The organism is Streptomyces sp. MMG1533 (genome assembly GCF_001279775.1).
Classification (GTDB): Bacteria; Actinomycetota; Actinomycetes; order Streptomycetales; family Streptomycetaceae; genus Streptomyces.
In genome coordinates this window covers 1-21,026 of sequence record NZ_LGDG01000270.1, presented here as the reverse complement: position 1 = coordinate 21,026, position 21,026 = coordinate 1, and the positions used below count along the sequence as shown (strand labels likewise).

Sequence of the window (21,026 nt, the reverse complement as noted above, 5' to 3'; positions counted from 1 at the left end):
CAGGAGAGGTCAACCCCCGCTGCCCCCACCCGAGTTCAGCACCGCCTCCATCACCGCCCGGGCGATCGGCGCCGCGTCCCCACCCCCGCTGATCTCCCCCCGGTCCGCCTCCGCGTCCTCCACCACCACCGCCACGGCCACCCTCGCCTCCATGTCACTGTCGCCCTGCGCCCAGGAGACGAACCAGGCGTACGGCGTCCCGGAGTTGCCGATGCCGTGCTGGGCGGTGCCGGTCTTGCCGCCGACGGTGGCGCCGGGGATGGCCGCGTTGGTGCCGGTGCCCTCCGTGACCACCTCCGCCATCAGCTCCTGCAGCCGGACGGCGGTCGCCGGCTGCATCGCCTGCCGGACGGGACGCGGGCCGGCCGTCGACACCGTGGCACCGCCCGCCCGGGTGGTCCGCTCCACCAGGTACGGCTGCCGCAGCTGCCCGCCGTTGGCGACCGCCGCCGAGACCATCGCCATCTGCAGGGGCGTGGCCCGCGTGTTGTACTGCCCGATCGACGACAGCGCCAGCTGTGCCTTGTCCACCGAGGTGTCGAAGGTGCTCTGCGCCGCCGAGAAGGGGATCCTTAGGTCCGTGTCGTTGAAGCCGAAGGACTGCGCGGTGGCGCTCATGTCCTCGACACCCACGTCCACGCCGAGCTTGGCGAACACCGTGTTGCACGACCACTTGAACGCCTCCCGCACCGAAAGGTCCTCGCAGCCGTCCGACTCGTTGGTCAGGCTCGTCGTCGTCCCGGGCAGCCGGTAGGGGGCCGGTGAGTCGGTCGGCTCGTCCACGTCCGTGACCACGCCCGCGTCCAGCGCCGCCGCCGCGGTCACCACCTTGAAGGTCGACCCCGGCGGATACGTCTGCCGTACCGCCCGGTTGAGCATCGGCCTGTCCGCGTCGCCGTTCAGCCGTGCCCAGGACCGGCCCACCGTCGCATCGTTCCCGGAGAGCGCCGCCGGGTTGTACGACGGTGTCGACACCAGCGCCAGGATCCGCCCGCTCGACGGCTCGATCGCGGCCACCGCGCCCTTGCGCCCGCGCAGGCCGTCGTACGCCGCCTGCTGAGCGTCCGGGGCGAGGGTGGTCACGACGTCACCGCCGGAGGGCCGGGAGCGCGTGAAGTCGTTCCACAGCGGGAACGCCGACAGCATCGGGTCCGTGCCGGACAGCACGGCGTCCTCGGAGTGCTCCAGGAGGGTCGTCCCGTACTCCTGCGAGGCGAACCCGGTGATGGGTGCGTACAGCGGCCCGTCCTGGTACGTCCGCTCGTAGCGGAGCTGCTCGCCGGTGTCCCGGGAGCCGGTCACCGGCACCCCGCCGACCAGGATGTCGCCGCGCGGCTGGCCGTAACGGGCGATGCTGCTGCGGCGGTTGGCCGGGTTGTCGTCGTAGGACCGGGCCTGGAAGACCTGGATGCGGGTGGCGTTGACGAGGAGTGCCACGAGCAGCAGGGCGCAGAAACAGGCGGCGTGCCGGATGTACCGGGTCACGGCCCCACCTCCCCGTCGTACTGGCTGCGGGCCGAGTCGCTCACCCGGATCAGCAGCGCCACCATCGCCCAGTTGGTGACGACCGACGAGCCGCCCTGGGCGAGGAACGGCATCGCCATGCCGGTCAGCGGGATCAGGCCCGTCACCCCGCCCGCGATCACGAACACCTGGAGCGCCACGATCGAGGCGAGTCCGACCGCGAGCAGCCGTCCGAAGGGGTCGCGCAGGGCGAGGCCCGCCCGGTAGCCGCGCTCCACCAGGAGGGCGTACAGCAGGAAGAGCGCCAAGAGGCCCGCCAGGCCCAGCTCCTCGCCCGCGGTGGCCAGGATGAAGTCCGACTTGGCGGCGAAGTCGATGAGGGTGGAGTGGCCGAGGCCGAGGCCCGTGCCCGTCATGCCGCCGGCGGCGAAGGAGAAGAGCGACTGGGCGAGCTGGTTCGGGCCCTGGCCCGCCTCGATCGACGCGAACGGATGCAGCCAGTCCTCGACCCTGCTGTGCACATGCGGTTCCAGCCGGCCCACGGCGACCGCGCCCAGCGAGGCCAGCAGCAGACCGACGGCGATCCAGCCGGTGCGGCCGGTGGCGACGTACAACAGGACGACGAACAGGCCGAAGAACAGCAACGAGGTCCCCAGGTCGCGTTCCAGGATCAGCACGCCCACGCTCAGCAGCCAGACCGCGACGATCGGGCCGAGGACGCGGCCGGTGGGGAGCTGGAGCCTCCAGACCCGGCGTCCGGCGTACGCCAGCGCGCTGCGGTTGGCCGCCAGGTAGGCGGCGAAGAACACCGCGAGCAGCACCTTCGCGAACTCGCCGGGCTGGATGGAGAACCCGGCGATCCGGATCCAGATGCGGGCGCCGTTCACCGCCGGGAAGAAGATCGGCAGGATCAGCAGGACCATCGCGGCGACGACACAGACGTAGACATAGCGCTGGAGGACGCGGTGGTCGCGCAGGAGGAGTACGACCACGATGAAGAGGGCGATCCCGAGGGTGGACCACACGAGCTGGGTGGGCGCCGCCCGGTCGCCGGGCGTCTCCAGGTCCAGCCGGTAGATCAGGACCAGGCCCACGCCGTTGAGCAGGACGCCGATCGGCAGCAGCAGGGGGTCGGCGTAGGGGGCGCGCAGGCGTACCGCGATGTGCGCCAGCAGCGCGAGCACGCCGAGCCCGGCGCCGTAACCCGCGGCGCCGGGCGGGACGGTGCCGTTCCTGGCGAGGCCGACATCGCAGTAGCCGTACACGGACAGCAGGACGGCGATGACGATGAGGGCCAGTTCGATGCCGCGGCGCCGGGGGAGATGTACGGCGGGAGCGGGGGCGTCCGCCTGTACGACGGTGGTTCCGGCGTTGGTCATGTCCGGAACTTACCCAAATAGGGCGCCTTGTTCGCCTCCCGCATCAGCACCAGCGGGGCGCGGCCCCGATGTTGTCGATGTACCGGGCGGCCCCCCACGCCCAGGTGCCGTCCGTGAGGAGGTACCAGAGAGGGTTGCCGTCGACGTTCTGGCCGCCGGTCTTGCAGAAGATGGAGACGATCTCGCCCCGGTGGGCGTACCGGATGACCTGGCCGCCACGGTCGGGACGGGCGCGCAGGGCCAGTGTGCTCGCCGTGACCCGGCCCCGGTACAGGCGCTGGTTCTGGCTGTTGCTGGCGTTGGCGCTGGTGCCGTTGCCGTTGCCGTTGGGGTTGGCGTTGCCGTTGCCGTTGCCGTTGCCGTTGGGGTTGGGGTTGGGGTTGGCGTTGCTGTTGCTGTTGCTGTTGCTGTTGGCGTTGCCGTTCTGGTCCCAGTTGTTGTCGCCCTGGTCGCCGCCGTTCTGGCTCCAGTTGCCGTCGTTGCCGCTGGTCTGACCGCCTTGGCCGTTCCAGTCGTCGTCCGCGACCGCGGGGGTGGCCATGGCCGCGACGGCCAGGGTGCCGACGGCGGTCGCTATGGCGAGGCGGTGGGTGAGGGAGGAGCGCAGGGGCATGGGAGTACCTCCATGAGGGAGCGAAACGGTCGGAAGCCGACTAATCGCCACATTAGGAGTGGTGTTCGCGCGGCGCCCCTCACACTGCGCCATCGGGGAGGCCGGCCCCCGCAGGCCTTCCCTGAGGCAGTGTCAGCGAGGCGTACGCCCCGCCGTCCGGCGCGTTCAGGAACTCCAGCCGCGCGCCGAGGACTTCCGCCTGCCCCGACGCGATGGTCAGCCCGAGTCCGTGCCCCTTGGACCCGCCCTCCGTACGGAACCGCTGCGGGCCGTGCTCCACCAGGTAGTCCGGATACCCGTCCCCGTGGTCCCTGACGGTGACCACCGGCCCGTCCACCGTCAGCACCACCGGCCCCCGCCCGTGCCGATGCGCGTTCGCCACGAGATTGCCGAGCACCCGCTCCAGCCGCCGCCGATCCGTCTCCACCGCCGCATCCCGTACGACGACGACCTCCGTGTCCGTCCCCGACGCCCGCACCACCCGCTCGGCCAGCGCGGCCAACGGCTCCCGGTCCAGCTCCAGCCGCTCCCGTCCGGTGTCGAGGCGGGAGATCTCCAGCAGGTCCTCGGTGAGCGTGCGCAGCGCCGCCACCCGGTCCCGGACCAGCTCGGTCGGCCGGCTTGCCGGCAGCAGTTCGGCCGCCGCGTGCAGTCCGGTCAGCGGGGTGCGCAGCTCGTGCGCCACGTCCGCGGTGAACCGCTGCTCGGCGAGCAGCTTGCCTTGGAGGGACGCGGCCATGGAGTCCAGCGCGGCGGCCACCGCGGCCACTTCGTCCTCGGGGCGCGTCGGATTCTTCGTACGGGGGTCGTCGACGCGGGCGTCCAGGTCGCCCGCGGTGATCCGCCGGGCCACCTGCGCGGTGGTGTGCAACCGCCGGGTAACCCGGGTCACCGCGAACGCGCCGACCAGCAGTGTCGCCCCGATCGCCAGCCCCGACGACCACACGATCGCCCGGTCGAGGCCGTCGATGGTCCGCTCGCCCTGCGAGTAGTCGACCTCCACGGCCAGCGCCCGCCCGCCGTCGACCGGGCCCGCCGCCCACATAGTGGGGCGTCCGCGGTGCTCGCCGACCATCGTGCCGCGCTCCCCGGCCGCCGCCAGCTCCCGCAGCGGCTCGGGCAGGTCCGGGGGATCGACGCCGACGCCCCGTGCAGGCGAGTCCCCGGCCTCGAACGCCGCGGTCGCCTCGGTGAGCCGGTCCAGCGCGAGGTCGCGGGCCTGGCCGACGGTCTGGTTCGTCACCGACACGTGCACGAGGACGCCGAGCAGGGCGGCCAGCGCACAGCACATCACGGTGATGAATGCCGCGGCCTTCACGGCGAGCGTCCCGGCCCAGCGGGGGAGCGCGAGCCTCATCGGCCGCTCGCGGACGGGGAAGCGGACGGGGAGGCGGACGGAGAAGCGGACGGAGAGGGGTGTTTCGAGGCCTTGCCGCCGTCCCGCGGCAGCATCTCGTCGTGCGTCAGCAGCATCACGCGCTGGCCCGGATCCCAGGTCCACTGGAAGCGGTACTCGTAGCCCGCGATGTCGGACGGCGAACGGATGATCACGGACCGTCCGGCCAGTTCCACCCCGGTCACCGCGTCGTCGTTGGACATGACCCGCACCAGCCGGCCCGACTGGAAGGTGTAGACGCGTACGGCCGTCTGGTTGCCGGGCAGGAGCTCGAAGCCCAGCGTCAGGTCGTCGCGGCCGTCGCCGGTGAGGTCGCGGTAGTACGGCTTCAGGACGGGACAGCGGCCCTTGGCCACGCCCTCGTCGCAGTCGGCGATCCGGCGGGCCGTCTCGTAGTACGGGGCTTTCGTCCCCGTGTACGAGTCCGGGTGCCGGGCGATCTCCGCGCGGACGACGGCCACCGGGTCCACCTTGCGGATGTCGTCGCCGGGAGCCGTGAGCCCCCGCACGAGCTCGGACTCGCCGTCGTCGTAGTCCCAGGCGGGGCTGGACGCCGGGGCCAGGTCCGGCCACAGCCGGTCCGGGCTGATCGCGGTGGCCGTCGGCCCGGCACCCCGCAGGCCGCCCGCGTCGCCGCAGCCCACGGCGGTCGCCAGCAGCAGGGCGACGGTGGAGGCGGTGCGGAAGGGTGTGAGCGGCACGCCGTACACCTTATTTCTTCGGGAAGTCCTTTTTGCGCGGCGATCGCGGCCCGGTGGGGACGCGGAGGGCGGCCGAGAAGAAACGATTACTCGGCGAGCTCCTCAAGGAGCCGTGCCGTCGGCAGGCCCGCCTGCAGGTACTCGACGAACAGCTCGTTGTGCAGGGCCCAGGGCGAGCGGCGGGACCGGATCAGCCGTATCGCCTCGTCCGCCGAGTGCCCTCGCCGGACCAGGGCGTGCGCGACGACCAGGCCCGAGCGGTTGTAGCCGTGGTAACAGCGGACGAGGACCCTGCGGCCCCCGTCCAGCGCGTCGCACGCGGCCTGTGCCAGCCGTATCACGCCCGCGAGCTGGGTACCGTCCAGCGGTCCGTCGGGAATCGGCCACACATGGTGCTCGACGCCCGCGTCCGGGCCGTGTCCCGGCAGCCTCAGCAAGGTCTGGACGAGATCGAACTCGTCCCGTACGACGGCGAACTCGACCTTCCCGGAGCGGCCCCTGAACTCGTGGCCGCCCATCCACAGCCCGGGCACGACCTCGTTCCACGCATGCTCCGGAGCGGGCACGTCGGCCTGCTTCCTGCGCGTCCGCAACGGCGCCTCCCCAAGCCCCCGCCAACTCACCCATAGGTACCCGGGTCAACTCACCTTCAAAGGTGTCCGGCAAAGGCGACCGACTTCTTGCCCCTGGAGCGCCCGGCTGTTCCCATGGCAGGGGGTGAGGTGCATGAGCGGACTGCGCGTCGTACCGACCTGGCGCCACGGTCAGGAACGGCTGTACGTCTGTCTCACGGACGGCAGGAACATCGCCTGGTACGACCGTGAGACATCCCGGGTCAACCTGCTGAGCGAGGACCGCAGACAGGACGTGCTCGACGTCCTCGGGCCCTTCCTGACCGGAACGGTGGCCGTCGGACCGCCCCCGGTGCCGACCCCCGCGGAGCTGGCCCGGCTGTCCCTCCACCCGGACGACGACCTGGCGCCCAACCGCCCCGGCGAGGCGCTCCAGATCGCCCTGGACCGGGACCCCGGCCCCGCCCACCGGCTCCGCCCCGACCCCCGCCGCCGGGCCCTCGCGGCCGAACAGGCGGTGGGGGAGGCACTGGACCGTCTCGACGGAGCCGGCTGGCACGCCCTGCACTCGGTCCCGCTGCCCGGCGGCGACCGCGTCCACCACCTCCTGATCGGCCCCGGAGGGCTCTTCGCGGTCCACACGCTCTACGCCCGCAAGCAGCGGGTCACGGTCGCCGACCCCATGGTCACGCTGGGCCGCCGCGAACCCCGCCCGCTGCTGCGCCGCGTCCGCGCCGCCGCCGACCGGGCCTCCTACGCCCTGACCGCCGAGGTCCACCCGGTCCTGGCCCTTGTCGCCCCTGCCGACGTGCAGGTCACCGCTCCGCTGCGCGAGGCCCGGATCGTGACGGACACGGAGGTCGAGCGCCTGGCCGGGCTCGGCGGCATCCTCAAGCCGGCGGACGTGGAGGCGCTGCACGCGGTGGCACGGGACCGGCAGACGTGGGTGCGGGTCTGAGCCGCCTCGTCTGCGCCGCTGCAGATGAGCCACTGCAGCTGAGCCGCCGCAGCTGCGCCTCGTCTGCGCCACTGCGGCTGAGCCACGGCATCTGAGCTGCTTCAGCGGCCTGAAGCAGTGGGCGAGTGCCCAGCGGCCGATGCGCGTGCCGACCTCGGCGGCGACGACGTCACTGGTGCGGAAGTGAAGCTGTTGTCCTCAGGGCAGCGATCCCGCCGCGTCCGCGTCGAGGAGCGGGGCCAGCAGATCGCCGTAGTCCTGCACGCGAGGCGCGATGTCCGGCGCCTGGAAGGCCAGTTGCCCGGGCGCCCGGCACTCCTCGACCTCACCCCACGTCACCGGCGCCGACACCAACGGCCGCGCGCGTGCCCGCAGGGTGTAGGGCGTGGCCGTGGTCTTTCGGGCGGCGTTCTGGCTCCAGTCGACGAACACCTTCCCGGGCCGCAGGCTCCGCGTCATGCGGTGGACGACCAGCCGGGGCATCGCCTTCTCCGCCTCGACGGCGAGCTGTTTGGCGTACTCGGAGGCGGCGCCGGAGGAGACCGGCCGCAGGGCCGCCAGCAGATGCAGCCCCTTCGACCCGGCGGTCTTCGCGTACGCCTCGATCCCGTCCGCCGCGAGCCGCTCGCGCAGCCAGAGGGCGACCTCGCAGCACTCGACGATGCTCGCCGGCGTCCCGGGGTCGAGGTCGAAGACCAGCCGGTCGGCCTCGCCGGGCGCGTCGAGGACCCACTGGTGGGTGTGGAACTCGGTGACCAGGTTCGCCGCCCAGATCAGGCTCGCCAGGTCCTGCACCAGCACCATCCGGGCCGGCCCCTCCGACCTGGGCACCTCGGCGGTGGTGACCCAGTCGGGCGTACCGGGCGGCACGTTCTTGGTGAAGAACACCTGCCCGTCGGGCCCGTCCGGATAGCGCAGGAAGGACACGGGCCGATCCCGCAGATGGGGCAGCAGGACCTCGGCGGTGGTCGCGTAGTAGTGCAGCACCTCGCCCTTGGTGAACCCGGTCGCGGGATACAGCACCTTCTCCAGATTGCTGAGCGCGAGCCTTCGCCCCTCCACCTCTGTGATCGGCGTCATACGATGAGAATCCCAGACATTCAGCAGTAAATATTTACAAGTCTTGGCAAAACGATCGAAAGGGTGCTGCACGTGCGATCCATCTGGAACGGCGCCATCTCGTTCGGCCTGGTCAGCATTCCGATCAAGCTGGTGAACGCCACCGAGAGCCACTCGATCGCCTTCCGCCAGATCCACACGGAGGACATGGGCCGCATCCGCTACCGCAAGGTCTGCGAGCTGGAGGACCGCGAGGTGAGCGGGGCGGAGATCGGCAAGGGCTACGAGGACGCGGACGGCACGATCATCCCGATCACGGACGACGACCTGGCCCACCTGCCGCTCCCCACGGCCAAGACGATCGAGATAGTGGCGTTCGTCCCGGCCGACCGGATCGACCCGCTCCAGATGGACGCCGCGTACTACCTCGCGGCGGGCGGCGCCCCGGCCGCCAAGCCGTACACCCTGCTGCGCGAGGCCCTCAAGCGCAGCCAGAAGGTCGCCATCGCCAAGTTCGCGCTGAGGGGCCGCGAGCGCCTCGGCATGCTGCGGGTGGTGGGCGACGCCATCGCCCTGCACGGCCTGCTCTGGCCGGACGAGGTCCGCGCCCCCGAGGGCCTCGCCCCCGACACCAAGGTCACGGTCAACGACAAGGAACTCGACCTCGCGGACGCCCTGATGGACACCCTCGGAGAGATCGACCTCGAAGACCTCCACGACGAGTACCGCGAGGCCCTGGAGGAGGTCGTCGCCGCGAAGGCCGCGGGCGAGGCCCCGCCCGAGGCTCCCGAACCGGCGAAGAGCGGCAAGGTCCTCGACCTGATGGCGGCGCTGGAGAAGAGCGTGAAGGCGGCGAAGGAGTCGCGGGGCGAGGAGGGTGCCGGGGAGCACGCCGAGGTCAGATCCCTCCCGCAGCGGAAGTCGGCGCGGGCCACACCGAAGCAGGGGGCGGGGAAGAAGTCGACGGCTGCCGCGAAGAAGACAGCGGCCAAGAAGACGACGGCCGCGAAGAAGTCCACGGCCAAGTCGGCCCAGGGCACGAAGAAGACGGCGGCGAAGAGTACGGCGACGAAGAGTACGGCAACGAAGAAGAGCGCGGCGAAGAAGACGGCCACGAAGAAGGCGACGACGTCACGCAAGCGCACGGCCTGACCCGTCGCCCCGGTCCTACGGCACTTGAGCCCTGCAACTCTTGAGTCCTGCAACTCTCGAGCTCTACAACTCTTGAGCCCTGCAGCTCTTGAGTCCTACGGCTCCTGCCGCACCCTCCGCAGCGCCAGCACCGCGTTGTGCCCCCCGAACCCGAACGAGTTGCTCAGCGCCAGATCCCCGTCCTCCGGCAACGCCCGCGGCGCGCCGGTCACCACGTCCAGCCCGATCGCGTCGTCCACCTCCCCGCACCCCACGGTCGGCGGCACCACCCCGTGGTGCAGCGTCAGTACCGTGGCCACCGCCTCGACGGCGCCCGCCGCCCCCTGCAGATGCCCGAGGTGTCCCTTGAGCGCGGTGACCGGCACGGACCGCGTCCCGAGCACCGCACGCACCGCCCCCGCCTCGGCCAGATCCCCGTCCACCGTGGCCGTCGCATGCGCGTTGACATGGACGACGTCGACGACATGCCCTCCGGCGTCCCGCAGCGCCCGTCGCAGCGCGAGCGCGACCCCGCTGCCGGACGGATCGGGCGCGGCCATGTGATGCGCGTCGGCGGACAGCCCCCACCCGGCCGCCTCGCAGTAGATCCGCGCTCCACGGGCCAGGGCGTGCTCCTCGGCCTCCAGGACCAGCACCCCCGCCCCCTCTCCGTTGACGAACCCGTCCCGGTCCTTGGCGAACGGCCGTGACGGCGAGGCCCCGTCCGCGAGCCCTCGCGTGGACAGGGCGCGCATCGCTGCGAAGGACGCCATGATCGCCGGCGTGACGACGGCTTCCGCGCCGCCCGCGAGGGCGACGTCGACACGGCCGTACCGTATGCGGTCGACCGCCTGCCCGATCGCCTCGGTCCCGGACGCGCACGCGGCGGTCACCGTGCGGGCCTCGCCGGTGATGTGCAGGTCGAGCGAGACCTGGGAGGCGGCCTGCGAGGGCACGGTCATCGGCGTGGTGAGCGGCGAGACGGCGCGCGGCCCCTTGTCCCGCAGCTTCCGGTCACCGCCGACGAGCACGGACGCGTCCCCGAGGATCGCGCCGAGACTCACCCCCACCCGCTCGGGATCGAGCCCGCTCTCCCGGGTGCCGCCCGCGACGAACCCGGCGTCGGCCCAGGCCTCCCGAGCGGCGAGCACGGCGAACCGGGCGGCCCGGTTCATCCGCCGGGCCACCGTCCGGGGCAGCAACTCGGCCGGATCGACGGGCACGGTGCCGGCCACCCGCACCGGCAGCCCGTCGAACTCGGCGTCCGCCAACTCCCGTATCCCGTGCCGTCCTTCGAGCAGCCCCCGCCACAGCTCGCCGACCCCGACGCCCAGCGGCGTGACGGCCCCGAGCCCGGTGACGACGACCCGTCGCGGCATGTCCGTGCGCACAGAGGTCATGGTTGAAAGGTAAACCGGGACCGGTTCTCAACTGCTGCAACAGGGACGGTTGTTCAGCGTGCGGCCCCTCACACCCGAACCCTCCCCCGGTCACGCACCGAACTCTCACCCGTATGTTTCCGGGATTTAACGCAAGACCCCTTGGTGGATCGCTTTCTACGCGCGTAACTTGAGCCGACTCCCCACGGGCAATGGTTCAAGCTCCGTCCCCGGACGGCGCGTTGATGTCCGTACGTACACGAGGTACGTACGCGAGGTACGAGGAGACCGCCAGCGTGTCCAGACCCGCAGGAAGCAGACCCCGCGCGCGCCGCGCCGCCTACCCGATCGTCTCCGTGGGCGCGGCGGGCGCGCTCGCCTTCACCGCCCTGCCCGCCGCCTTCGCCGCGCCGTCGGCCACCGCGGTGATCGCCGAGGTCTACGGCGGCGGAGGCAACTCGGGGGCGACCCTGACCCGGGACTTCGTCGAACTCGCCAACGCCGGCTCCGCGGCCTACGACCTGTCGGGCTACAGCGTGCAGTACCTGCCCGGTTCGCCGTCCGCCACCTCCCAGTGGCAGGTGACCGCACTCAGCGGCTCGGTCGCCCCCGGCGCCCGCTACCTGGTGGCCGAAGCCGCGGGCACCGGCGGTACGACCGCCCTGCCGACCGCCGACGCGACCGGCTCCGTCGCGATGAGCGCCACCTCCGGCACGATCGCCCTAGTCTCCGGCACCACCGCGCTGGCCTGCAAGACCGCCGCGGACTGCGCGGCCGACACCCGGATCGTCGACCTCGCGGGCTACGGCAGCGCGGTCGTCCGCGAGGGCAGCGGCCCGGCCACCGGCTCCTCCAACACGGCCTCCGTCGCAAGGGCCACGTCCCTGGCCGACACCGACGACAACGCCGCGGACTTCACCGCCGGTACCCCGTCACCGGTCAACTCGGCGGGACAGACACCGGGTTCGGGCGACGGCGACGGGGATGGCGACGGCGGGGGCTCCACCGACCCCGGCACGGTCCGCGTCCACGACATCCAGGGCCCCACCCGCCTCTCCCCGTACACCGGACAGACGGTCACCCGGGTGCCGGGCATCGTCACCGGCGTCCGTACGAGCGGCTCGAAGGGCTACTGGATACAGGACCCGCAGGCCGACACCGACCCGCGCACCAGCGAGGGCGTCTTCGTCTACACCGGCTCGGCCGCGCCCACCGTGGCGGTCGGCGACTCGGTCCTGGTCACCGGAAAGATCAGCGAGTACCACCCGAGCAGCACCAGCCAGTCGGTCACCGAGATCACGGGCCCCACCGCGACGGTCCTCTCCAGCGGCAACGCCCTCCCCGAGGCCGCCACCCTGGACGCCACGACGGTCCCCGACGGGTACATACCGACCGCGGACGGCGCGAGCGTGGAGTCGCTCCCGCTCGAACCGGCCGTCTACGCCCAGGACTTCTACGAGTCCCTGGAGGGCATGCGGACGACGCTCGCCGACGCGCGGGTCGTGGGAGCGACCGACGCGTACGACGAGCTGTGGGTCACGGTGAAGCCCGAGGAGAACGCGACGACCCGCGGCGGGACCCTCTACTCCTCGTACGACCGGCCCAACACGGGCCGCATGAAGGTGGCGTCGCTGGACACCGCCGCCGCCGTCCCCGCGGCGAACGTCGGCGACGAACTCTCCGGCACGACCACCGGCCCCCTCGACTACTCCACCTACGGCGGCTACATCCTCCAGGCCACCCGGCTCGGCACCCGGGTGGACAACGGCCTGAAGCAGGAAGTGACCCGCCGTCAGAAGGCCGACGAGCTCGCCGTCGCCACGTACAACGTCGAGAACCTGGACGCACTCGACGACCAGGAGAAGTTCGACCGCCTCGCCGAGGGCGTCGCGGTCAACCTCAACTCGCCCGACATCGTGGCTCTGGAGGAGATCCAGGACGACAACGGCGCCGTGAACGACGGCACCGTCACCGCCGAGGCCACCCTGACCAGGTTCACCGACGCCATCCGCGCGGCCGGCGGCCCGCGCTACTCCTGGCGCTACGTCGCCCCCGAGAACAACCAGGACGGCGGCGAGCCCGGCGGCAACATCCGCCAGGTCTTCCTCTACAACCCCAAGCGGGTCTCCTTCACGGACCGCACGGGCGGCGACGCGACCACGGCCACCAGCGTGGTGAAGACGAGGAAGGGCGCCCGACTCACGTACTCCCCGGGCCGCATCGACCCGGCCGGCGACGCCTGGGACAGCAGCCGCAAGCCCCTGGTGGGCGAGTTCACCTTCCGCGGCGAGTCGGTCTTCGTCATCGCCAACCACTTCACGTCGAAGGGCGGCGACCAGCCGCTCCACGGCCGCTACCAGCCGCCGGCCCGCAGCTCGGAGACCCAGCGAGCGGCCCAGGCGGCGGAGGTCAACACGTTCGTGAAGTCCCTCCTGTCGGCGGACAAGAACGCCAAGGCGGTGGTCCTGGGCGACCTGAACGACTACGAGTTCTCCCAGACGGTGACCACGCTCACGGCCGGCCGGGCGCTGACCCCTTTGATCGCCACCCTCCCCGCCGCCGAGCGGTACACCTACGTCTACGACGGCAACTCCCAGACCCTGGACCACATCCTGACGAGCCCGGCCGTCACGTCGTTCGACTACGACGTCGTCCACATCAACGCCGAGTTCGCGGACCAGGCGAGCGACCACGACCCGCAGATCGTGCGGATCGATGTGGCGAGGTGCGGCAGGCACTGACACCGGCGCGCAGAGGGTGAGGGGCGGGACGACGGCTTGTCGCCCCGTCCCTACGCCTGTGTCGGTGTCAGGCGGCTTCCTCCAAGGAGTCCTTGGAACCGTCGGCGTCTTCGGGCTCCTTGAGCCGGCGTTCGGGCGCCCGTCCGGGCAGCATCACCAGAGCGACGCCCACCGCAAGCCCCAGCGCGGGCAGCACGGGGAACCGCCCCTCGTGAGCGAACCCCTGCGCGGCGAACCGGGTGAGCGCGGCCACACCGGCGGCGAGGCCGAGCCAGAGGGCCCAGGGACGCCCTGTCCCGCCCCGCTCGTACAGGACGCCCAGCCCACGCTCCAGCGGCCGAAGAGCCACCACAACCCCGACCAGGACGACACCGAGAACGACCAGCCAGGGCACCCGCAGCGCCCACCACCCCGCGGACCCGTAGCGGGGCTGGGGCGCGAGCCCGGTGAGATAGAAGGCGGCGGCGACAACGAGCACGGGCAGCATGTGCCACAGATAGAGCGTCATGCTGACCCCGCCGAGCGGCCGTACGGCCCGCCACACCCGCTCCCGCTCCAGGAGCCGCCGCAGGGCGGGAGCGAGGAGAAGAGCGAGCCCCACCTGGGCCACGGTCCAGGCCAGCATGGCGGCGGACGGCGGATCGGTGTTGCTGGGCTCCTGCCCGGTGACGAGGATCAGGCTGACGGGAAAGGGCCCGAGTCCGACGAGCGCGGCGAAGGCGCCCCCGCCACCCGCGACCATGGCGACGGGCACCCACTGCTTCCGGTCCTGTCGGTCCTTCCGGTCCTTCCGGTCCTGTCGGTCCTTCCGGTCCTTCCGGTCCTGTCGGTCCTTCCTGCCCTTCCGGTCCTTCCTGGTCCCGCTTCCGGTGATCAGACCGTCCCGCCAGCAGAAGCCGAGCTGGTAGGCGACGCCCCAGACGAGCACGTAGTTGAGGAGCCCGACGTACGGCAGGTGCGCGCTGAGCACCAGGATGTCGGCGGCGAGGGCGACCAGGCCCATGACGACGGGGACGAGGAGCCCCCACCGCCGGTGTGCCGCGTACAGCACGGGGGTCAGGGCACTGAGCAGCAGGTAGACGGGCAGGAACCAGAACTGCATGGCCATGGCCCAGCCCACGAGAGCGAGGGTCCCCGGATCCACGCCCACGGCAGAACAGACGGCCACGGCGCCCAGCACCAGCCCGCTGTAGACACCGGCCGGAAGCAGCAGCCGCAAGGCCCGTCGCCCCACCCATTCGGCCGTACCGCCTGCGGCACGTGACCAGGAGCCGCCGGCGGCATGGCCCCCGGCCAGGAAGAACAGCGGCATGATCTGGAAAAGAAGGGTCAGCCACTGGGTCCAGGGAACGGTCGCCAGCAGCTCGGGCGCGCTGATCTCACCGCCGGGCCCGCGAACCAGCCCGGTGATCAGCCAGTGCCCGAACACGACGAGGACGATCGCCCAGGCACGAAGGAAGTCGACGTATCGATCTCGCAGATCTCGCCGATCTCCCAGATCTCGCCGATCTCGGCTGATGCGACTCATAAGACGTCATGCTGCCGTGGGCACGGGCCGGTCACGGCGAAAAGCCCATGCCGCGCCCATGCCGCAACCTTTCCGTGCCCGGCACGACACCACCCGGACGGGTCAGTCCAGAACCTTGGCGCCCTCGATGACGACGGGCTGGGTGGGAACGTCCCCGTGCCCGCGGCTGCTGCCGGTCCGAACCTTCTTGATCGAGTCGACGACGTCCTGCCCCTCGGCCACCCGGCCGAAGACGGTGTAACCCCAGCCGTTCGGGGTCTTCGCCGTGTAGTTGAGGAAGTCGTTGTCCGAGACGTTCACGAAGAACTGGGCGGTCGCGGAGTGCGGGTCGCTGGTGCGCGCCATCGCCACGGTGTATGCGGTGTTCTTCAGCCCGTTGTCGGCCTCGTTCGGGACCGGCGCCATGGTCGGCTTCTGCGCCATGTCCGCGGTGAATCCACCGCCCTGGACCATGAAGCCGTCGATCACGCGGTGGAAGATCGTGCCGTCGTAGTGCCCGTTGCGGACGTACGTCAGGAAGTTCTCGACGGTCTTCGGAGCCTCGGCGTCGTTGAGCTCGAGGACGATACGCCCGAAGTTGGTGGTCAGCTCGACCCTTGACATGGGAATGGTCCCTTTCTGACGGGGCTTGACCGAGGAATGGTGTCACACGGGCCGGACACCCAGGGCCGACGACCCGTGACCCGTGGCCCGTGCTGCGAGCCGACCCGGTTCCGGCGCATGCTGGAGACATGGACGTACGCCCCCCTGTGGTTGTGCTCCCGCCGGAATCGGACGGCGGGCGACGGGTGACGATCGACGACGAGCGCATGGGCACCGCCTACAGCCTGTTCGACGTGCTGGACTTCATGCACGGCAAGGGCCTGCCCGCCGAGGACCGGGCCGTCGACGACCCCGAGCTCATCGAGTGGCGCGGTGGCGGACCGTACGTATGGAGCAACACGCCGTAGTAGTGGCCGACAGACTGCAGCAGCGCTCCGCGGCCGTCACCCGGGTGCTGTGTGCACCCGGGTGACGTGTGCCCCCGGATGCCGTGTGCACCCAGATGCCGTGTGCACCCAGATGCCGTGTGCCCCCGGATGCCGTGTGCCCGTCAGCCGGTTTTCCCGCCCCACCGGGTGTCGACCCGTGCCCACTCCGCGGCCCACTGCTCCCTGCGCCACCGGTCGAGCCCCGCCCGCACGGCATGCGCGCCGCCCGCCACGGCCCCGCCGGCGACCACGGCACACAGCACACCCGAGAGGACCGCCTGGAGCCGGGCCTCTCCGTGCGTCACGGGTTTCGACACGACCGCGCCGCGCTCGTCCGTCCACACCTCGACCGGGGTCCGGGCCTTGGCGCCCGGCTGCACCTTGATCAAGCCGGTGTGCCGCGAGCCGTCCGTGCCGGTCCAGCGCGCCTTGACCCACACCCGGTCGTCGTCGACGGCGGCCGCGGACGGCTTGTCCTGCGCGTTCTCGACGAGCACGGCAGTGACGGTCCGACGCTCCACCCGCTGCCGATCGAGGTCCCGCTCCACGGCGCCCTGGGCAACCAGCCCCACCAGGACACCTCCCACCAGCGCCAGAACCCAGGCGGCCAGCACGACCCAGGCCTCGACCACATCACTGCCGCGCCGGAGCGGATTACGCCGCCACCGCCACAACCACACCTTCGTACGCCGCGTCCTCGCCACCACCGGCCGACACCCCCTTGCCTGCGCCGACACCCTTTACCCCAGTGTCCGCCCTGAATCGATTGAGGGCGCGTTCGTGTGCGGCTCTCATCGAGGAGGCCGTGCTGCGGCGCTTTCCCGGTGGCGGGAGATCAACAGGGAGCAGCGCAGTGTTTCGTCTCCCAGGGGTATCGCGGCTGTCCGGTAACGGGGTCCAATGGTGAGAGTCAAGCCCTTCGCACCCGCGCCGGTCAGAAGAGGCACGCAATGGATCCATGGCTGATCTGGTTGATCATCGCAGCCGTGTTGGCTGTGGCGGAGATCTTCACCCTTACTGTTGCGCTCGGAATGCTGAGTGCGGCCGCATTGGTCACGGCGGGGTCCGCCGCGGTGGGGCTGCCGCTGCCCTTCCAGTTCTTGGTGTTCACCACCGTCGCCACGGTCACCGTGGTGTTCGTGCGCCCCGTTGCGCTGCGCCATGTATTCGGACCCCAAGTGGAGCGATTCGGCATAGACGCACTGGTCGGCAGGGCTGCCTATGTCGTGTCGGAGGTGACGGGCCGGGGCGGCAGGGTCCGTATCGACGGCGAGGAATGGACGGCCCGCGCCTACGACGAGACGCTGGTGATTCCTCCAGGAACGACTGTCGACGTCATGGAGATCAGCGGCGCCACCGCGATCGTCTACCCCCGGGACTGAAACCATGGAAACCTCGGCGTTCCTCATTGCCGGCCTGATCGTCGCTCTTCTCGCGGTTTTCACCGTGGTGCGAGCGGTCCGTATCGTGCCCCAGGCACGCGCTCGCAATGTCGAGCGACTGGGCCGATATCACCGGACCCTGAACCCCGGCCTGAGCCTCGTCATTCCTTACATCGACCGCGTTCACCCGGTGATCGACCTGCGGGAACAGGTCGTCTCCTTCAAACCGCAGCCGGTCATCACCGAGGACAATCTGGTCGTCGAGATCGACACCGTCCTGTACTTCCAGGTCACGGACCCACGAGCGGCTTTCTACGAGATCGCGAATTTCCTTCAGGGGGTCGAGCAGCTCACCGTCACCACCTTGCGCAACGTCGTGGGATCCATGGACCTGGAAAAGACCCTCACCTCCCGGGACACCATCAACAGCCAACTCCGTGGCGTGCTGGACGAGGCCACCGGCAAATGGGGGCTGAGGGTCAACCGGGTGGAGATCAAGGCCATCGATCCCCCGCAGTCCATCAAGGACGCGATGCAGAAGCAGATGCGAGCCGAGCGGGACAAACGGGCCGCGATCCTCGGGGCCGAAGGACAACGCCAGTCGCAGATCCTCACCGCCGAAGGCGACAAGCAGGCTGCCGTCCTGCGCGCGGAAGGTAACCGAACCGCTGCGATCCTCCAGGCCGAGGGCCAGTCCCGGGCCATCGACGAGGTGTTCCAGGCCGTACATCGCAACGACCCCGACCCCAAGCTGCTCGCCTACCAGTACCTCCAGACGCTGCCCCAACTCGCGCAGGGCTCGGGCAACAACTTCTGGGTCATCCCCAGCGAGATCACCTCCGCACTCCAGGGCGTGTCCCGCGCCTTCACCGAGGTGCTGCCCCAGTCGCCGGCCACCCGCGAGAAACCCTCGGACGACATGGTTGCCCAGGCCGCCAACGACAAGGCTCAGGCCGAGGAAGCCGCTGCCGCGGCCCTCGCCGACGCAGCCAAGGCCGAGGGCGTCACCTCCGACGCCACCCCACCCCGCCTCCTCGCTGACGGCGGGTGACAACGACCGGACATCATGGTGCGGCAACGAGACCGACGAGTCCGAGCGACACAGGGCCCAGCGGCGGGCTACGGTCTCGCCCGTGAGCCCTCCTGGGTGTCCCGTGTCCCGGGTCGTATCGCGTCGCCTACAACTGTCCTGACGGAGCTTCCGCAAAGCACCGGTGCAGCCCACGAAAGAGCAGCGGAGACCTCGGAGCGGAGGAGTTGCCGGGCCACTCCGGCCGGTGCGGGCGCCGACCTCCGACCCTGACTCGCGCCGCGAAAGGCGTTGGGTCAAACCTTGATGACGGTGGCGCGTCCACCGCACAGGGTGGTCAACGCGTGAAGCCCCTCGGTACCCGGAACCTGTTCTTCGCAGACCTGTTCCTACCAGGGGCTTCACGCGTATCTGATGTCGGGTCAGCCTGTCCCTGGTCAGAAAGATCTCGGACCTGTCGGACGGGCGGCATACTCTGAGCCCCGTCCGCACTATCTGGGGGAGTCATGACAAGTAGGTTCACCGAGTTGACCGTTGACTGCCATGATCCGGAGAGGCTCGCGGCCTTCTGGTGCGCGGTCCTGGACTTCAAGGTGATCGACCGGAGCGAGGGCAAGGTCGAGATCGGCTCCTGGGTGCCGACCGTCGAGGAGGTTCGGGCCCGCCAGATGCCACCCACCCTGCAGTTCATCCAGGTGCCCGAGGGCAAGACCGTCAAGAACCGGCTTCACCTCGACGTCAGCCCGATCGACGGCAGCACCGAGGACGAGGTGACTAGATTGCTCGGCCTCGGCGCCACCACGACGGATGTAGGCCAGGGCTCAGACCGAAACTGGGTGGTCATGGCCGACCCCGAGGGCAACGAGTTCGACGTCCTACGCACCCTGGCACCGCAGAACTAGGCCGCGAGCGGGCACCCGCGCCCAGTCCCACACCGCAACCATCGCGTTGCCGAGAAGACCTCAATGAGAAAGAGCGGGACCCAGTGAGACTGGTTCCCGCTCTCTCATGTCGGCATCCGCCCTGGTCAGCACTTAATTTCTGCTGTTCCTAGGCGAGTGCCCCCGGCAGGATTCGAACCTGCGCACACGGCTCCGGAGGCCGTTGCTCTATCCCCTGAGCTACGGGGGCGTGTCGGCTGCGGTGTTCGCGGCGACGGGTAGAACCCTACCAGTTCCGTCGGGGTGTTCATGAACAGGTTTCTCGGGGTCAGGGGAGGTCGGGCCAGGCCCTAACTGAGGGGTCAGGTCGCCCCCGAGACGGGATGGGTACCTCGCACGGGGCGGAAGTGGGGAAAACCCGGACGCGGTGGCCGGTCCCGACCTACTCTCGAGTTGTGCCAGGCGCGTCGGGCCGGGTGCTTGTTGTGGACGACAACAAGGTCATCCGGCAGCTGATCAGGGTCAATCTCGAGCTGGAGGGCCTCGAGGTCGTGACCGCGGCCGATGGTGCCGAGTGCCTGGATGTTGTTCATCAGGTGCGGCCCGATGTGGTCACCCTTGACGTCGTCATGCCTCGGTTGGATGGGCTTCGGACCGCCGCTCGGCTGCGTGCCGACGACCGGACTCGTGATCTTCCCCTCGCCATCGTCAGCGCCTGTACTCAGCACGAGGTCGAGGCCGGGCTGGAGGTCGGTGTCGATGCGTTCCTTGCCAAGCCCTTCGAACCCGCCGAACTTGTGCGGCTCGTACGGCAGTTGATCGAGCGGGAGCGGAGCGGGGTGCCCGGGGGAGAGGAGGACGGGGCGGTCTTCGGGAGTGTCCTCGGGGGTGGGGAGGCCGAGCGGGCCGGCCGTACCGGCGGCTGAGCAACCCCAGTTCCACCGCGCCGTGACCATCCCCGGCAGCGGCTGAGCAACCCAGTCCACCGCGCCGTGACCATCGCCCGCAGCGGCTGATCATCCACCGTCCAGCGAGCCGTGACCGTCCCCGTCAGCGGCTGAGCACCCCAGCTCACCGAGCCGTGACCATCGCCCGCAGCAGCTGATCGTCCACCGTCCACATCCCGGACCCCACCCAAACCGACTCGCCTACCCACCCCCCTCCTCCCCTACGCTTGTCCCGTGACCCCCGTCGAGCTCTCCCGTACCGTGCTGTGCGCGGTGCGTCGTGCTGTCGACGAGGGGGAGCTGAGCGTCACCGTTCCGGGGCGTGCCGTGGTCACCAGTCCGGGGCCCGGGGGCTGTGGTGACTACGCCAGCAACATCGCCCTGCAGCTCGCCCGCCCGGCCGGGCAGCCGCCCCTTCAGGTCGCCGAGGTCCTGCGGCCGTACCTCCTCGCTGCGGACGGCGTCACCGACGTCGTCGTCACCGGGCCGGGATTCCTCAACATCAGCTTGCAGAGCGATGCGCCCGTGGCCCTCGTCGAGGAGATCCTGCGGCGCGGAAAGCGGTACGGATACGCCCATGGGCCCGACGCGCAGCCGCTCGTGCGGCTGCACGCCCCCCACGAGGTCCGTGCCGTCGTCGTCATGGACGCGACCGCCCGCATCCTCCGCTCCCAGGGTGCCTTCGTCCGCACCGGCTGTGAGGCCCGCATCGAGCCCGAGTGGGCCGACATCCTGGGCGTACGCGTCGACGGCCACGGCACCCCCGCAACCCCGGCCTTGTTCCTACGACCGGCTGCGGCCCCCGTGGACCCCCTCCCGCTCGGCCGCGACGCCGCCCGCTGGGCCCTCCTGCACCCCGCGCCCCACGACCGCCCCCGCCTCGGGCAGCGACTT

Annotated in this window: 18 protein-coding genes, 1 tRNA gene and 2 pseudogenes; 9 read left to right on the top strand and 12 right to left on the bottom strand. The window is 70.7% G+C overall.

Going from position 1 to position 21,026, the window contains the following annotated elements:
* Positions 1-9: 9 nt before the first annotated feature.
* The 6 genes from ADK57_RS41525 to ADK57_RS41500 form a co-directional block, all read right to left on the bottom strand.
* Positions 10-1,485, bottom strand: coding sequence for a penicillin-binding transpeptidase domain-containing protein (locus ADK57_RS41525; protein WP_053754923.1), 1,476 nt, complete (start codon positions 1,483-1,485; stop codon positions 10-12).
* Complete coding sequence (locus tag ADK57_RS41520; RefSeq protein ID WP_053754922.1) at positions 1,482-2,843, bottom strand: FtsW/RodA/SpoVE family cell cycle protein; 1,362 nt, start codon at positions 2,841-2,843, stop codon at positions 1,482-1,484. Before ADK57_RS41520 ends, ADK57_RS41525 begins: the two co-directional genes overlap by 4 nt.
* 43 nt (positions 2,844-2,886) lie before the next feature.
* Positions 2,887-3,456, bottom strand: a complete 570-nt coding sequence (locus ADK57_RS41515) for an SH3 domain-containing protein (RefSeq protein ID WP_053754921.1) — start codon at positions 3,454-3,456, stop codon at positions 2,887-2,889.
* 79 nt (positions 3,457-3,535) lie between these two features.
* Positions 3,536-4,813, bottom strand: a complete 1,278-nt coding sequence (locus ADK57_RS41510; protein WP_053754920.1) for a sensor histidine kinase — start codon at positions 4,811-4,813, stop codon at positions 3,536-3,538.
* Complete coding sequence (locus ADK57_RS41505; protein WP_053754943.1) at positions 4,810-5,553, bottom strand: hypothetical protein; 744 nt, start codon at positions 5,551-5,553, stop codon at positions 4,810-4,812. Before ADK57_RS41505 ends, ADK57_RS41510 begins: the two co-directional genes overlap by 4 nt.
* Positions 5,554-5,639: 86 nt before the next feature.
* Positions 5,640-6,146 (bottom strand): protein-tyrosine phosphatase family protein, encoded by a 507-nt coding sequence (locus ADK57_RS41500; protein WP_078973626.1) that lies wholly within the window; start codon positions 6,144-6,146, stop codon positions 5,640-5,642.
* Between the two features lie 133 nt (positions 6,147-6,279).
* On the opposite strand from ADK57_RS41500, the gene ADK57_RS41495 reads away from it, so the two are divergent.
* The gene (locus ADK57_RS41495; protein ID WP_053754918.1) at positions 6,280-7,083 is read left to right on the top strand and encodes a nuclease-related domain-containing protein; all 804 of its coding nucleotides are present in this window, start codon (positions 6,280-6,282) and stop codon (positions 7,081-7,083) included.
* Positions 7,084-7,281: 198 nt separating this feature from the next.
* On the opposite strand, the gene ligD is transcribed toward ADK57_RS41495, so the two are convergent.
* Positions 7,282-8,163: a non-homologous end-joining DNA ligase gene (ligD, locus tag ADK57_RS41490; protein WP_053754917.1), complete on the bottom strand. Its 882-nt coding sequence runs from the start codon at positions 8,161-8,163 to the stop codon at positions 7,282-7,284.
* A 72-nt stretch (positions 8,164-8,235) separates the two neighbouring features.
* Between ligD and ADK57_RS41485 the strand changes: the two genes are divergently transcribed.
* Complete coding sequence (locus ADK57_RS41485) at positions 8,236-9,294, top strand: Ku protein (RefSeq protein WP_053754942.1); 1,059 nt, start codon at positions 8,236-8,238, stop codon at positions 9,292-9,294.
* A 95-nt stretch (positions 9,295-9,389) separates the two neighbouring features.
* On the opposite strand, the pseudogene ADK57_RS41480 reads toward ADK57_RS41485, so the two are convergent.
* Positions 9,390-10,649, bottom strand: a pseudogene (locus ADK57_RS41480) (beta-ketoacyl-[acyl-carrier-protein] synthase family protein); the annotation flags it as partial.
* A 359-nt stretch (positions 10,650-11,008) separates the two neighbouring features.
* Between ADK57_RS41480 and ADK57_RS41475 the strand changes: the two are divergent.
* Positions 11,009-13,393 (top strand): endonuclease/exonuclease/phosphatase family protein, encoded by a 2,385-nt coding sequence (locus ADK57_RS41475; protein ID WP_234390574.1) that lies wholly within the window; start codon positions 11,009-11,011, stop codon positions 13,391-13,393.
* A 67-nt stretch (positions 13,394-13,460) separates the two neighbouring features.
* Here ADK57_RS41475 and ADK57_RS48485 read toward each other — a convergent pair whose 3' ends face one another.
* Positions 13,461-14,921 carry an acyltransferase family protein gene (locus ADK57_RS48485; protein WP_053754915.1) on the bottom strand — a complete coding sequence of 487 codons (1,461 nt, stop codon included), beginning with the start codon at positions 14,919-14,921 and terminating at the stop codon, positions 13,461-13,463.
* 102 nt (positions 14,922-15,023) lie between these two features.
* A complete protein-coding gene (locus tag ADK57_RS41465) occupies positions 15,024-15,524 on the bottom strand; it encodes a peptidylprolyl isomerase (RefSeq protein ID WP_053754914.1) in 501 nt (166 codons plus the stop codon).
* Positions 15,525-15,652: 128 nt separating this feature from the next.
* Here ADK57_RS41465 and ADK57_RS41460 point away from each other — a divergent pair, with 128 nt between their 5' ends.
* Positions 15,653-15,871 carry a hypothetical protein gene (locus ADK57_RS41460; protein ID WP_053754913.1) on the top strand — a complete coding sequence of 73 codons (219 nt, stop codon included), beginning with the start codon at positions 15,653-15,655 and terminating at the stop codon, positions 15,869-15,871.
* Positions 15,872-16,014: 143 nt separating this feature from the next.
* Here ADK57_RS41460 and ADK57_RS41455 read toward each other — a convergent pair whose 3' ends face one another.
* Positions 16,015-16,599: a hypothetical protein gene (locus tag ADK57_RS41455; protein WP_234390573.1), complete on the bottom strand. Its 585-nt coding sequence runs from the start codon at positions 16,597-16,599 to the stop codon at positions 16,015-16,017.
* Between the two features lie 243 nt (positions 16,600-16,842).
* Between ADK57_RS41455 and ADK57_RS41450 the strand changes: the two genes are divergently transcribed.
* The 3 genes from ADK57_RS41450 (at position 16,843) to ADK57_RS41440 (ending at position 19,206) form a co-directional block, all read left to right on the top strand.
* Positions 16,843-17,274, top strand: coding sequence for an NfeD family protein (locus ADK57_RS41450; RefSeq protein ID WP_053754912.1), 432 nt, complete (start codon positions 16,843-16,845; stop codon positions 17,272-17,274).
* Positions 17,275-17,278: 4 nt separating this feature from the next.
* Positions 17,279-18,325, top strand: a complete 1,047-nt coding sequence (locus ADK57_RS41445) for an SPFH domain-containing protein (RefSeq protein WP_053754911.1) — start codon at positions 17,279-17,281, stop codon at positions 18,323-18,325.
* Between the two features lie 485 nt (positions 18,326-18,810).
* Positions 18,811-19,206 carry a VOC family protein gene (locus tag ADK57_RS41440; RefSeq protein ID WP_053754910.1) on the top strand — a complete coding sequence of 132 codons (396 nt, stop codon included), beginning with the start codon at positions 18,811-18,813 and terminating at the stop codon, positions 19,204-19,206.
* 157 nt (positions 19,207-19,363) lie between these two features.
* On the opposite strand, the gene ADK57_RS41435 is transcribed toward ADK57_RS41440, so the two are convergent.
* Positions 19,364-19,435: transfer RNA gene (locus tag ADK57_RS41435), tRNA-Arg, on the bottom strand.
* 133 nt (positions 19,436-19,568) lie between these two features.
* On the opposite strand from ADK57_RS41435, the gene ADK57_RS41430 reads away from it, so the two are divergent.
* Positions 19,569-20,111 carry a response regulator gene (locus ADK57_RS41430; RefSeq protein WP_078973623.1) on the top strand — a complete coding sequence of 181 codons (543 nt, stop codon included), beginning with the start codon at positions 19,569-19,571 and terminating at the stop codon, positions 20,109-20,111.
* 255 nt (positions 20,112-20,366) lie between these two features.
* A pseudogene (locus tag ADK57_RS41425) lies at positions 20,367-21,026 on the top strand (hypothetical protein); the annotation flags it as partial.

What these genes read in the sequence shown, in the direction of transcription:
- ADK57_RS41520 (WP_053754922.1), bottom strand. Translation starts at nt 2,843, where the DNA reads ATGACCAACGCCGGAACCACCGTCGTACAGGCGGACGCCCCCGCTCCC.
- ADK57_RS41515 (WP_053754921.1), bottom strand. Translation starts at nt 3,456, where the DNA reads ATGCCCCTGCGCTCCTCCCTCACCCACCGCCTCGCCATAGCGACCGCC.
- ADK57_RS41510 (WP_053754920.1), bottom strand. Translation starts at nt 4,813, where the DNA reads ATGAGGCTCGCGCTCCCCCGCTGGGCCGGGACGCTCGCCGTGAAGGCC.
- ADK57_RS41495 (WP_053754918.1), top strand. Translation starts at nt 6,280, where the DNA reads ATGAGCGGACTGCGCGTCGTACCGACCTGGCGCCACGGTCAGGAACGG.
- ligD (WP_053754917.1), bottom strand. Translation starts at nt 8,163, where the DNA reads ATGACGCCGATCACAGAGGTGGAGGGGCGAAGGCTCGCGCTCAGCAAT.
- ADK57_RS48485 (WP_053754915.1), bottom strand. Translation starts at nt 14,921, where the DNA reads ATGAGTCGCATCAGCCGAGATCGGCGAGATCTGGGAGATCGGCGAGAT.
- ADK57_RS41465 (WP_053754914.1), bottom strand. Translation starts at nt 15,524, where the DNA reads ATGTCAAGGGTCGAGCTGACCACCAACTTCGGGCGTATCGTCCTCGAG.
- ADK57_RS41460 (WP_053754913.1), top strand. Translation starts at nt 15,653, where the DNA reads ATGGACGTACGCCCCCCTGTGGTTGTGCTCCCGCCGGAATCGGACGGC.
- ADK57_RS41450 (WP_053754912.1), top strand. Translation starts at nt 16,843, where the DNA reads ATGGATCCATGGCTGATCTGGTTGATCATCGCAGCCGTGTTGGCTGTG.
- ADK57_RS41445 (WP_053754911.1), top strand. Translation starts at nt 17,279, where the DNA reads ATGGAAACCTCGGCGTTCCTCATTGCCGGCCTGATCGTCGCTCTTCTC.
- ADK57_RS41440 (WP_053754910.1), top strand. Translation starts at nt 18,811, where the DNA reads ATGACAAGTAGGTTCACCGAGTTGACCGTTGACTGCCATGATCCGGAG.
- ADK57_RS41430 (WP_078973623.1), top strand. Translation starts at nt 19,569, where the DNA reads ATGGGTACCTCGCACGGGGCGGAAGTGGGGAAAACCCGGACGCGGTGG.